This window comes from Streptomyces sp. PSU-S4-23 (genome assembly GCF_055632315.1).
Map to the genome: position 1 here is coordinate 8,643,646 of NZ_JBVMUU010000002.1, position 12,687 is coordinate 8,656,332.

Annotated in this window: 9 protein-coding genes; 8 read left to right on the forward strand and 1 reads right to left on the reverse strand. The window is 70.9% G+C overall.

Features of this window, described 5'->3' with window-relative positions; all coding sequences use genetic code 11:
- The first annotated feature begins 120 nt into the window (after window positions 1-120).
- Window positions 121-1,791, forward strand: a complete 1,671-nt coding sequence (gene betA, locus ACZ79I_RS39025; RefSeq protein WP_471504543.1) for a choline dehydrogenase — start codon at window positions 121-123, stop codon at window positions 1,789-1,791.
- A gap of 69 nt (window positions 1,792-1,860) precedes the next feature.
- Here betA and purU read toward each other — a convergent pair whose 3' ends face one another.
- Window positions 1,861-2,733, reverse strand: a complete 873-nt coding sequence (purU, locus tag ACZ79I_RS39030) for a formyltetrahydrofolate deformylase (protein WP_471504546.1) — start codon at window positions 2,731-2,733, stop codon at window positions 1,861-1,863.
- A 218-nt stretch (window positions 2,734-2,951) separates the two neighbouring features.
- On the opposite strand from purU, the gene ACZ79I_RS39035 reads away from it, so the two are divergent.
- From ACZ79I_RS39035 to ACZ79I_RS39065, 7 genes are all read left to right on the forward strand, one after another.
- Window positions 2,952-4,421, forward strand: coding sequence for an aldehyde dehydrogenase family protein (locus ACZ79I_RS39035; RefSeq protein WP_471504549.1), 1,470 nt, complete (start codon window positions 2,952-2,954; stop codon window positions 4,419-4,421).
- Window positions 4,422-4,441: 20 nt separating this feature from the next.
- Entirely contained in the window at window positions 4,442-5,530 is a 1,089-nt protein-coding gene (locus tag ACZ79I_RS39040; RefSeq protein WP_471504553.1) for a quaternary amine ABC transporter ATP-binding protein, read from the forward strand.
- Window positions 5,530-7,500 carry an ABC transporter permease gene (locus ACZ79I_RS39045; protein ID WP_471504556.1) on the forward strand — a complete coding sequence of 657 codons (1,971 nt, stop codon included), beginning with the start codon at window positions 5,530-5,532 and terminating at the stop codon, window positions 7,498-7,500. The genes ACZ79I_RS39040 and ACZ79I_RS39045 overlap by 1 nt, the downstream gene beginning before the upstream one ends.
- A 13-nt stretch (window positions 7,501-7,513) precedes the next feature.
- Window positions 7,514-8,476 carry an ABC transporter substrate-binding protein gene (locus ACZ79I_RS39050; protein ID WP_471504558.1) on the forward strand — a complete coding sequence of 321 codons (963 nt, stop codon included), beginning with the start codon at window positions 7,514-7,516 and terminating at the stop codon, window positions 8,474-8,476.
- A 237-nt stretch (window positions 8,477-8,713) separates the two neighbouring features.
- Window positions 8,714-11,164 carry a GcvT family protein gene (locus ACZ79I_RS39055; protein WP_471504560.1) on the forward strand — a complete coding sequence of 817 codons (2,451 nt, stop codon included), beginning with the start codon at window positions 8,714-8,716 and terminating at the stop codon, window positions 11,162-11,164.
- A gap of 25 nt (window positions 11,165-11,189) precedes the next feature.
- Entirely contained in the window at window positions 11,190-11,324 is a 135-nt protein-coding gene (locus ACZ79I_RS39060) for a hypothetical protein (RefSeq protein WP_471504562.1), read from the forward strand.
- 121 nt (window positions 11,325-11,445) lie between these two features.
- Window positions 11,446-12,678, forward strand: coding sequence for a sarcosine oxidase subunit beta family protein (locus tag ACZ79I_RS39065; protein ID WP_471504565.1), 1,233 nt, complete (start codon window positions 11,446-11,448; stop codon window positions 12,676-12,678).
- The last annotated feature ends 9 nt before the right edge of the window (window positions 12,679-12,687 follow it).

Here is a 12,687-nt window from a genome sequence, read left to right on the forward strand (position 1 = left end):
CGCAAGCAACGCGAGCGGAACACGGCACCCTTCAAGTTGCGCTCAACGCAACCTGGTGCGGATAGCGCTACCCGTATTAGCATGCCTCGCGTATCGACGGCGCGAGCGAGACGAGGCCCCATGGCTCCTGTGCAGTACGACTTCGTCATCGTCGGCGGCGGATCAGCCGGCAGCGCGCTGGCGAACCGGCTCTCGGCCGACCCCGCACACCGGGTACTGGTGCTGGAGGCGGGCCGGTCCGACTACCCGTGGGACGTGTTCATCCATATGCCCGCGGCGTTGACCTACCCCATCGGCAATCGCTTCTACGACTGGAAGTACGAGTCCGAGCCGGAACCGCACATGGGCGGCCGGCGCATCTACCACGCCCGGGGCAAGGTGCTGGGCGGCTCCAGCAGCATCAACGGCATGATCTTCCAGCGCGGCAACCCCATGGACTACGAACGCTGGGCCTCCGGTCCCGGCATGGAGACCTGGGACTACGCGCACTGCCTGCCGTACTTCCGGCGGATGGAGAACTGCCTCGCGGCCGGCCCCGACGACGAGTTCCGCGGCCACGACGGCCCCCTCGTCCTGGAACGCGGCCCGGCCGCCAACCCGCTGTTCTCCGCCTTCCTGGAGGCCGCCCAGGAGGCCGGCTACACCCGCACCGACGACGTCAACGGCTACCGGCAGGAGGGCTTCGCGCCCTTCGACCGCAATGTGCACCGCGGGCGCCGGCTGTCGGCCTCCAAGGCGTACCTGAGGCCCGCGATGCGGCGGCCCAACCTCACCGTCGTCACCCGCGCCCTGGTCACCCGCGTGCTCTTCGAGGGCAAGCGCGCCGTCGGCGTCGAGTACCGGCGCGGCCGCGGTGCCGTCCGGCAGGCCCGCGCGGGCGAGGTGATCCTGTGCGGGGGCGCCGTCAACTCCCCGCAGCTGCTCCAGCTGTCCGGCGTCGGCAACGCCGGTGAACTGGCCGCCCTCGGCATCGACGTCGTCCACGACCTGCCGGGCGTCGGCGAGAACCTGCAGGATCACCTGGAGGTGTACGTCCAGTACGCCTGCCGGCAGCCGGTCTCCGTGCAGCCGTACATGGCGAAGTGGCGGGCCCCCTTCATCGGGCTGCAGTGGCTCTTCCGCAGGGGCCCGGCCGCGACCAACCACTTCGAGGCCGGGGGCTTCGCCCGCAGCAACGAGGACGTGGACTACCCCAACCTGATGTTCCACTTCCTGCCCGTCGCGGTCCGCTACGACGGCTCCTCGCCGGCGGGCGGCCACGGCTACCAGGTGCACGTGGGACCCATGTACTCCGACGCCGTCGGCTCGGTGAAGATCAGGAGCGGCGATCCGCGCGAGCACCCGGCGCTGCGCTTCAACTACCTCTCCACCGCCCAGGACCGCCGGGAGTGGGTGGAGGCGATCCGTGTCGCCCGCAGGATCCTCGGCCGGCCCGCGCTCGCCCCCTACAACGACGGGGAGATCTCCCCGGGACCCTCCGTCGAGACCGACGAGGAGATCCTCGCCTGGGTCGCGAAGGAGGGTGAGACCGCACTGCACCCCTCCTGCACCTGCAGGATGGGTACCGACGAGATGTCCGTGGTCGACCCGCGGAGCATGAGGGTGCACGGAGTGGACGGCCTCCGCGTCGTGGACGCGTCGGTGATGCCGTACGTCACCAACGGCAACATCTACGCGCCGGTGATGATGATCGCCGAGAAGGCGGCGGACCTCGTCCTCGGCACCGAGCCCCTGCCGCCCTCCACGGCCGTCTACTACCGCCACCGCGACGCCCGGAAGCGGGCCGGGTAGAGCACGACGCCGGTCGCGGGGCGCACCGCCGGAACCCGGCCCGCCCCGCGACCGTGTACGACCCGGCGCTCAGCGGAAGACGACCGTGCGGTTGCCGTCCACCATGACGCGGCTCTCGCTGTGCCACTTCACCGCGTGCGCCAGCACCTGCGCCTCCACATCGCGGCCGACCGTGACGAGTTCGTCCGGGCCGAGCGAGTGGTCCACCCGTACCACGTCCTGCTCGATGATCTGCCCCTCGTCCAGATCCGGCGTCACATAGTGCGCCGTCGCCCCGACGAGCTTCACCCCGCGCTCGTACGCCTGCTCGTAGGGACGCGCTCCCTTGAAGCCGGGCAGGAAGGAGTGGTGGATGTTGATGGCGCGGCCCTCCAGCTCCTTGCACAGGTCGTCGGAGAGGATCTGCATGTAGCGGGCCAGCACCACCAGGTCGACGCCCAGCTCGCGCACGAGTTCCAGCAGACGCGCCTCGGCCTCGGGCTTGGTGTCCCCGGTCACCGGAATGTGGTGGAAGGGGACGCCGTAGCCGTCCGCCAGGCCCTCCAGGTCCCGGTGGTTGGAGACGACGGCGGGAACCTCGATGCCGAGGGCGCCGGTGCGGCGGCGGAAGAGCAGATCGTTCAGGCAGTGGCCGAACCGGGACACCATGATGAGCGTGCGGGTCGGTGTCGCGGCGTCCCTGAGGGTCCAGGAGATCCCGTACGCCTCGGCGACCGGGCCGAAGCGGTAACGCAGATGTTCCAGAGTGGCGTCCGGATCGGAAACGCCGAAGTGGACCCTCATGAAGAAGCGGCCCTGGAGACGGTCGTCGAACTGGTGGCTCTCCAGGATGTTGCCGGAGTTCCGGACGAGAAAACCGCTCACGGCATGAACCAGACCGGCCGTGTCGGGGCAGGAGAGGGTGAGGACGTACTCACGGCCGGGATGCGGTCTCAGGGACATGCGGGCCTCCCTCGGTGCGTATCGCACAACCTGATGAGCGATGCGCAACATGGTCGAGTCCGCCGCCGCCCTCGGTCAAGGGTGGCGGGACAACTGCCCGTATGCCGGAGACGGGATGCGCCAACCCCTTGACGTATCTCCTGGAATTCGTCAGGGTGTTCCACCACAAGCAATTCAATGCACGATGCGCAACGAATTCCGGTCGAAGGGATCGGCGCATGGCAGAGCTGTACGTGGACGGGGAATGGCGCGATGCGGTGGCCGGCGGCCACCGCGAGATCCGGTGCCCGGCCGACGGCACTCCGGTGGCGACCGTGTCCGAGGGGACGCGCCCCGACACCGAGGCGGCGATCGCCGCGGCCCGCCGGGCCTTCGACGACGGTCCCTGGCCCCGCACCCCCGAACGCGAGCGCGGCGCACTGCTGCTGCGCACCGCCGGCATCATCGAGCGCGACGCCAAGGAGTTCGCCCGCGCCGAGTCGCTCGACACCGGCAAGCGGCTGGTCGAGAGCGAGTACGACATCGCCGACGTCGTCTCCTGCCTCCGCTACTACGGCGGCATCGCCGGCACCAGCGCCGGCCGGGTGGTCGACACCGGCCGCGCCGACGCCCTCAGCCGGATCACCTACGAACCCGTCGGTGTCTGCGGACTGATCACCCCCTGGAACTACCCGCTGCTCCAGGCGTCCTGGAAGGTCGCCCCAGCCCTCCTCGCGGGCGACACGATCGTCCTCAAGCCCAGTGAGTTCACGCCCTCCACCGCGATCCTGCTGATGCGGTCGCTGCAGGAGGCCGGGCTGCCCGCCGGAGCCGCGAACCTGGTGCTCGGCACCGGACCCGAGGCCGGCGCACCGCTGTCCGCGCACCCTGCGGTCGACATGGTCTCCTTCACCGGGGGCCTGGACACCGGCCGGCGCATCATGGCGGCCGCCGCACCCACCGTGAAGAAGGTGGCCCTGGAGCTCGGCGGCAAGAACCCCAACGTGGTCTTCGCCGACGCCGACTTCGACACGGCCGTGGACTTCGCGCTGACCGCTGTCTTCCTGCACTCCGGGCAGGTCTGCTCGGCCGGCGCCCGGCTGATCGTCGAGGACCGCCTCCACGACGCACTCGTCGACGAGATCGTGCGCCGCGCCCGCCGGATCCGCCTCGGAGGACCCTTCGACCCCGGGGCCGAGACCGGACCGCTGATCTCCGCCGCGCACCGCGAGAAGGTCGAGGCGTACGTCGCCGCGGGAGTCGCCGAGGGCGCCGTACTGCGCTGCGGCGGCGCCCGCCCCGACGACCCCGCGCTGGGACGCGGCTTCTACTACCCGCCCACCGTCCTCGACGAGTGCCGGCAGGACATGCGCGTGGTGCACGAGGAGTCCTTCGGGCCCGTGCTCACCGTGGAGCGCTTCCGCGACGAGGACGACGCCGTCCGGATCGCCAACGACACCGCATACGGACTCGCCGGGGCCGTGTGGACGCAGGACGCGGGCAGGGCCCAGCGGGTCGCGCGGCGGCTGCGCCACGGCACGGTGTGGATCAACGACTACCACCCCTATGTGCCACAGGCGGAATGGGGTGGCTTCGGGCACTCGGGCGTCGGCCGCGAACTGGGCCCCACCGGCCTGGACGAATACCGGGAACCCAAACACGTCTGGCAGAACATCCAACCCCGGCCGCAGCACTGGTTCCGCGGCTGAACGCCGAAAAGAGGTCGATCGTGACCCCCACGCAGACCGAGGCGCCGCAGCGGCGCGGCACGCCCCAGGACGCGGACGGCACGCCGGTCGTCTCCGTGCGCGGGCTGTGGAAGGTGTTCGGGCCCAAAGCCGGCCGGGTGCCCGGCTCCGAGGAGCTGTGCCGCCTGACCCGCCGCGAGCTCATGGACCGCACCGGATGCACCGCCGCCGTACGCGACGTCACCTTCGAGGTGTCTCCCGGTGAGGTCTTCGTCGTCATGGGTCTGTCCGGCTCGGGCAAGTCCACGCTGGTGCGCTGTCTGACCCGGCTGATCGAACCCACCGCCGGCGAGATCGTCTTCGAGGGCGAGGACATCCGCGGCGCCGACGCGGGGCGCCTGCGCGAACTGCGCCGCAGCAAGTTCTCCATGGTCTTCCAGCACTTCGGGCTGCTGCCCCACCGGCGGGTCGTCGACAACGTGGCGTTCGGCCTGGAGATCCGCGGCATGGGCAGGACGGAGCGCACCAGGCGGGCCCTGGAGGTCGTCGAACTGGTCGGCCTCGCCGGCTACGAGAACTCCTACCCCGATCAGCTCTCCGGCGGCATGCAGCAGCGCGTCGGCCTGGCCCGGGCGCTCGCCGGCGACCCGGACGTGCTCTTCTTCGACGAACCGTTCTCCGCCCTCGACCCGCTGATCCGCCGCGACATGCAGAACGAGGTCGTCCGCCTGCACCACGAGGTCGGCAAGACCATGGTGTTCATCACCCACGACCTGTCCGAGGCGCTCAAGCTCGGCGACCGCATCCTCATCATGCGGGACGGCCGGACGGTGCAGTGCGGCACCGGCGACGAACTCGTGGGCGCCCCCGCCGACGACTACGTACGGGACTTCGTCAGGGACGTACCACGCGCCGATGTGCTGACGCTGCGCTGGATCATGCGCCCGGCGGGCCCCGACGACGCCCTGGACGGCCCGGAGCTGGGCCCGGACGTCGTGGTGCGGGAGGCGACCCGCGCGGTGCTCGCGGCCGAGAAACCGGTCAGGGTCGTCGAGGACGGCACACTGCTCGGGATCGTCGGCGACGAGGAGATCCTCTCCGTGGTCGCCGGGCGGGCGGGCGGTGCGTGATGGCCGCCGCCGACACGACCGCACCGATCGCGGCCGTACGCCGGATCAGCCGCCGCACGGCCGTGGCGGCGATCCTGATCGCCTGGCTGGTGCTCTTCGCCCTGCTGCGCGGCCGGCAGACGCTGTCCCTCGCCGCGGCCGACCTCACCGCGCTGCACCGCTGGTTCAACGACGTCAACGACACGATCGGCGCCCACCGCAACTCCAACCCGCTCTTCCTGTACTTCTTCAACGAGATCCGGCTGGTCATCGACAACCTGGTGACCTTCATCCAGTCCCTGATCTCCCAGCCCGCCGGCGGACGCCCGGTGCCGCAGATCGGCTGGCTCGGTGTCGTCGGCCTCACCGGCTATGTCTCCTGGGCCGTCGCCAACTGGCGGGTCGCTCTGCTGGCCGCGGCCGGCTTCACCTTCTTCGGACTGCAGGGGCTGTGGCAGGAGAGCATGGACACGCTGGCGCTCACCCTGTCCGCGGTCCTCGTCGCGCTCCTGATCGGCATCCCGCTCGGCCTGTGGGCCGGCCTGTCCGACCGGTTCGACCGGATCATGACGCCGTTCCTGGACTTCATGCAGACGATGCCCACCTTCGTCTACCTGGCCCCGCTGACCCTGTTCTTCCTCATCGGCCCCGCCTCCGCCACCATCACCACGCTGATCTACGCGGCGCCGCCCGCGATCCGCATCACCGCGCACGCCATCCGCTCCGTGCCCGAGACCACCGTCGAGGCGGCCGGCTCGCTGGGCTCGACGCGCCGTCAGACCCTGCTGAAGGTCCTGCTGCCGATGTCGAGGCGGACCGTGGTGATGGGCGTCAACCAGACCATCATGGCGGCCCTCGCCATGGTGACCATCGCCGCCCTGATCGACGCGCCCGGACTCGGCAAGACCGTCGTACAGGCCCTGCAGTCCCTCGACGTCGGTACGGCCTTCAACGCGGGCCTCGCCATCGTCGTCATGGCGATCGTGCTCGACCGTGTCACGACCGCGGCGAGCGGACGAGAGGAGGCCGCCCGGCGCTCCGGCGGCCGCCTCCTCGCCTGGCGGCGGCCCCTGCTGGCGGCGGGCGCTGCCGTCGCCGCGGTCCTGGTGTACCTGTCCCACACCTACGTGTGGGCCGCCGAGTTCCCCGGGGAGGGCGGCACCGGCAGCGCCGTCGCGAGCGCGGCGGACACCGCGACCACCTGGGCGCAGGACCATCTGTCGGGCCTCACCAACGCCTTCCGGGACGCCCTCACCAACGGTCTGCTCAACCCGTTCCAGTCGCTGCTCACCGACTCCCCCTGGTGGCTGGTCGGCGCCGCCCTGACCGGGCTGGGCGCGGTGCTGGGCGGATGGCGCGCCGGAGTGACCGCGGCGGTCTGCGTCGGCCTGCTGGTCGGCACGGGCGTGTGGTCGGACGGCATGACGACGCTGGCCTCGACCGTGGTGGCCACCGCGCTGGTGCTGCTGCTCGGCGTCGTCCTCGGGGTGTGGATGGGACGCAGCGCCCTCGTGGACCGGGTGGTGCGCCCCACGCTGGACGCGGCGCAGGTGATGCCGCCGTTCGTCTACCTCGTGCCGTTCCTCGCGCTCTTCGGCGCCACGCGCTTCACCGCGATCGTCGCGGCCGTGGTCTACGCGGCGCCCGTCGCGATCAAGATCATCGCGGACGGGGTGCGCAACGTGCCCACGACCACGGTGGAAGCGGCCACCTCCGCCGGGTGCAGCACCTGGCAGATCATCACCAAGGTCCAACTGCCGATGGCACGCGGCGCCCTGACCCTCGCGACCAACCAGGGGCTCATCTATGTGCTGTCGATGGTTGTGGTGGGCGGCCTGGTGGGGGCAGGCGCCCTCGGCTACGACGTCGTGGCCGGCTTCTCACAGGGAGAGCTGTACGGCAAGGGACTGGCGGCGGGGCTGGCCATCGTACTGCTCGGAGTCATGTTCGACCGGATCACTCAGGCAGCTGCGCGACGCACCAGCGCATAAGGAGCGCGACACCATGGCAAGACACTGGCGAGCCGGCGCGGCCGGCCTGGCCGTCCTCGGCCTCACCCTCACCGCCTGTTCCGGAGCGAAGGTCGGCGACGGCTCCTCCGCCGGCTCCAAGAGCTCGGGAAAGTGCGGCACCTTCAACCTCGCGGTCAACCCGTGGGTGGGCTACGAGGCGGACGCGGCGGTCGTCGCGTACGTCGCACAGCACGACCTCGGCTGCACGGTCACCAAGAAGGACCTCAAGGAGGAGATCGCCTGGCAGGGCTTCGGGACCGGCGAGGTCGACGCCATCCTGGAGAACTGGGGCCACGACGACCTGAAGAAGAAGTACATCTCCGGCCAGAAGACCGCCGTCGAGGCCGGCCGGACCGGCAACAAGGGCATCATCGGCTGGTACGTGCCACCGTGGCTGGCCAAGGCGCACCCCGACATCACCGACTGGAAGAACCTCAACAAGTACGCCGGCAGGTTCAAGACCTCCGAATCGGGCGGCAAGGGCCAGCTCCTCGACGGCGACCCGTCGTACGTCACCAACGACGCGGCGCTGGTGAAGAACCTGAAGCTGGACTTCAAGGTGGTGTACGCGGGCAGCGAGACCGCGCTCATCCAGGCGTTCCGCAAGGCCGAGAAGAACAAGGAATGGGTGATCGGCTACTTCTACGAGCCGCAGTGGTTCCTGTCGGAGGTGCCCCTGGTCAAGGTCGGCCTGCCCGCGTACACGACGGGATGTGACGCCGTGGCGGCCAAGGTGGCCTGCGACTATCCCGTGTACGACCTGGACAAGATCGTCAGTTCCAGGTTCGCCGCGTCCGGCAGCCCGGCCTACGGCCTGGTCAAGAAGTTCAACTGGACCAACGACGACCAGAACACCGTCGCCAGGTACATCGCCGTGGACAAGATGACGGCCGACGCGGCGGCGAAGAAGTGGGTCGAGGCCCACCGCGACAAGGTCGACGCCTGGCTCGACTAGCCGAAGCGGGCGGCGGACGGCGTCGCCCCGGCCCCCGGGGCCGGTGGCGGCGCCCTCGCGCGTACATCCGGAACACCCCCGTCAAGGGCCCGGCAGGCTGCGCCGACAGCCTGCCGGGCCTTTGTGTTCCGGGTCGTTCCCCGACGTCAGCGACCCCTTGACACCCATCCGCACGGCGGGCACATTGAGTTGCGCAACCTGAATCATGTTGCGTATTCGGCAACTGGAGGTTTGGTGATGGCGGGACCCCGAGTGGTCATCATCGGAGCGGGCGTCGTGGGAGCGGCCCTCGCCGACGAGATCTCCGAACGCGGCTGGACCGAGGTGACCGTGGTGGACCAGGGCCCGCTCCCGGCCACCGGAGGCTCGACCTCGCACGCCCCCGGTCTGGTCTTCCAGACGAACCCGTCCAAGACCATGACCGAACTGGCCCGCTACACCGTCGAGAAGTTCTGCTCCCTCGACGTCGACGGCAGGCCCTGCTTCCTGCAGGTCGGCGGCCTCGAGGTGGCGACCACCCCCGAGCGCCTCGCCGAACTCCACCGCCGCCACGGCTGGATCACCGCCTGGGGCGTCGAGGCACACCTCCTCGGCCCCCAGGGGTGCGTCGAGCGGCACCCGCTGCTCGACCCGGACAAGGTCCTCGGCGGCCTGCTGGTCCCGACGGACGGCCTGGCCAAGGCCGTCCTCGCCGTCGAGGCGCAGATCCGCCGGGCCACCGCACGCGGCGTTCGCTTCCTTCCCCGCCACGAAGTCCTCGACGTGCTCCACGGCGCGGGCCGGGTCACCGGCGTCCTCACCGACCGGGGCGAACTGCCCGCCGACATCGTCGTGTGCTGCGCCGGCATCTGGGGACCGAAGATCGCCCGCATGGCCGGCATGGACCTCCCGCTCACCCCGCTCGCCCACCAACTCGCCTGGACGGGCCCGATCCCCGCCCTGGCGGGCCAGACCGAGGAGGCGGTGCGGCCGATCCTGCGCCACCAGGACGCCGACCTCTACTACCGCGACCGCTTCGACGGCCTGGGCATCGGCTCCTACGGACACCGCCCGATGCCGGTCGCCGCCGACGACATCCTCCCCGTCGACGAGGCCGACGCGATGCCGTCGGTCCTGAAGTTCACCGAGGACGACTTCGCCGACGCCTGGACCGAGACCCGGTCGCTGCTTCCCGCGACACGTCAGACGGAGATCGAGGAGGGCATCAACGGACTGTTCTCCTTCACCCCCGACGGTCTGCCGCTGCTCGGCCAGTCCCCGGACGTCGAGGGCTTCTGGGTCGCCGAGGCCGTCTGGGTCACCCACTCCGCCGGAGTCGGCCGCGCCGTGGCCGAGTGGCTGGTGGACGGCCACTGCTCGTCCTTCGACCTGCACGAGTGCGACGTCAACCGCTTCGAGCCGCACCAGCTCGCCCCGGAGTACGTCCTGGCCCGCGACTGCCAGAACTTCGTGGAGGTCTACGACATCCTGCACCCGCTGCAGCCGTCGGGACCTCCGCGCCCGATCCGCACCAGCCCCTTCTACGCCCGCCAGCAGGACCTCGGCGCGTTCTTCCTGGAGGCGAACGGCTGGGAACGCCCGCAGTGGTACGAGGCCAACGCCGCGCTGGCCGAGGGCCGCGGCATCCCTGCCCCCAACCGCTGGGCCGCCCGCTACTGGTCGCCCGTCGTCGGCGCCGAGGCACAGGTCACCCGCGAGACCGTCGCCCTGTACGACATGACGGCACTGAAGCGGCTGGAGGTCGCCGGGCCCGGTGCCGCCGCGTTCCTGGAGCGGATGTCCACCGGAAAGGTCGACAAGTCGGTGGGCTCCGTCACCTACACCCTGCTGCTGGACGAGGACGGCGGCATCCGCAGCGACATCACCGTCGCCCGGCTGGCCCCCGACCTCTTCCAGGCCGGCGTCAACGGCAACGTGGACCTCGACTGGCTGCGGCGCCACCTGCCCGCCGACGGCTCGGTCACGGTGCGCGACATCACCCCGGGCACCTGCTGCATCGGGCTGTGGGGGCCCCTGGCCCGCCACGTCCTGCAGCCCCTCACCGACGAGGACTTCTCGAACGACGGCCTGAAGTACTTCAGGGCCAGGCGTGCCCACATCGGCTCCGTGCCGGTCACCGCGATGCGCCTGTCGTACGTCGGTGAACTCGGCTGGGAGCTGTACACCACCGCGGACCTCGGCCTGAAGCTGTGGGACACCCTGTGGCAGGCGGCCCGGCCCCTGGGCGGCATCGCCGCCGGCCGCGGAGCCTTCAACAGCCTGCGCCTGGAGAAGGGCTATCGCTCCTTCGGCACCGACATGACGTACGAGCACGACCCGTACGAGGCCGGACTCGCCTTCGCCGTCAAGCCCGACAAGGGCGACTTCATCGGCAAGGCCGCACTCGAGCGGCGCCGCGCCGACGTACGGCGCAGGCTCACCTGCCTCACCATCGACGACCCGCGGGCCGTCGTCATGGGCAAGGAGCCGGTCTACGACGGCGACCGCGCCGTCGGCCATGTCACCAGCGCCGCCTACGGCTACACCATCGGCAAGGGCATCGCCTACGCCTGGCTCCCCGCCGGCCTCGCCACCACCGGGAACACCGTGCACATCGGCTACTTCGACCAGCGCGTCGAGGCGGTCGTCGCCGACGAGCCCCTGTTCGATCCGGCCATGTCCCGCCTGCGTGGCCGGCCGAGCGCATGACCCACGCCGGGGAGGAGCACCGCCGGTGACCGCACAACCGCCCGACGGCCGGGTGATGCCGATGGCCGGCACCACCGCGCCGGGGAGCCGGACCCATGACCGGGCGATGCCGCCCGCCGACGCCGTCGAGGCCGCCGAGAGGAACGCGAACGCCGTATGAACGCGCCGACCACCCCGCCGGCGGAGCCGGACCCCGAGGTCCACGCCGCCCCGCGCGCCGAACCGCACCCCGGCCCCGCCGGGCACCCGCTCTGCCCGCACCTGTCGGACGGAGACGCCCGATGAGCCCCCGCACCCCCGGCGCCGACCTCCCCGAGCACCCCGACCGGCTGTGGCGCACGCCCGAGCCGCGGCGCTCGTACGACGTGGTGATCGTCGGCGGCGGCGGACACGGCCTCGCCACCGCCCACTACCTGGCCAGGAACCACGGCGTCACCGACGTCGCCGTCCTGGAGAAGGGCTGGCTCGCGGGCGGCAACACGGCCCGCAACACCACCATCATCCGTTCCAACTACCTCTGGGACGAGAGCGCCGGCATCTACGAGCACGCCCTGAAACTGTGGGAGGGACTGGAGGACGAACTCGGCTACCCGATCCTCTTCTCCCAGCGCGGCGTCCTCAACCTCGCCCACAGCCTCCAGGACGTCCGCGACGGCGTGCGCCGCGTCGAGGCCAACCGCCTCAACGGAGTGGACGCCGAATGGCTCGACGCGCAGGGCGTCAAGGACGTCTGCCCGATCGTCGACATCTCACCCGACGTGCGCTACCCGGTCCTGGGCGGCACCTACCAGCCGCGCGCGGGCATCGCCAAGCACGACCACGTCGCCTGGGGCCTGGCGCGCTCCGCCGACGCCGCCGGAATCGACATCATCCAGGACTGCGAGGTCACCGGCATCGACATCGCCGGCGGCCGGGCCGTGGGAGTACGCACCACGCGCGGGCCGATCGCGGCGGGAAAGGTGGCGCTGTGCGCGGCCGGCCACACCTCCGTGCTGGCCGCCATGGCGGGCATCGAAGTCCCCCTGCAGAGCCACCCGTTGCAGGCACTCGTCTCCGAACTCCTCGAACCGGTGCACCCGACCGTGGTGATGTCGAACGCGGTCCACGTGTACGTCAGCCAGGCGCACAAAGGCGAGCTGGTGATGGGCGCGGGCATCGACGCCTACAACTCGTACACGCAGCGCGGCGCCTTCCACATCATCGAACGGCAGATGTCCGCCGCCCTGGAGCTGTTCCCGGTGTTCGCCCGGGCCCATGTGCTGCGCACCTGGGGCGGCATCGTCGACGTCAGTCCCGACGCCTCGCCCATCCTCGGCCTCACCCCGGTCGGCAACCTCTACCTCAACTGCGGCTGGGGCACCGGAGGGTTCAAGGCCACCCCGGGCGCCGGCTGGCTCTACGCCCACACCATCGTCCATGACGCCCCCCATCCCCTCAACGCCCCCTTCTCGCTCGACCGTTTCACCACCGGCGCGCTCGTGGACGAGCACGGCGCGGCCGCGGTGGCCCACTAGGGAGCCCAA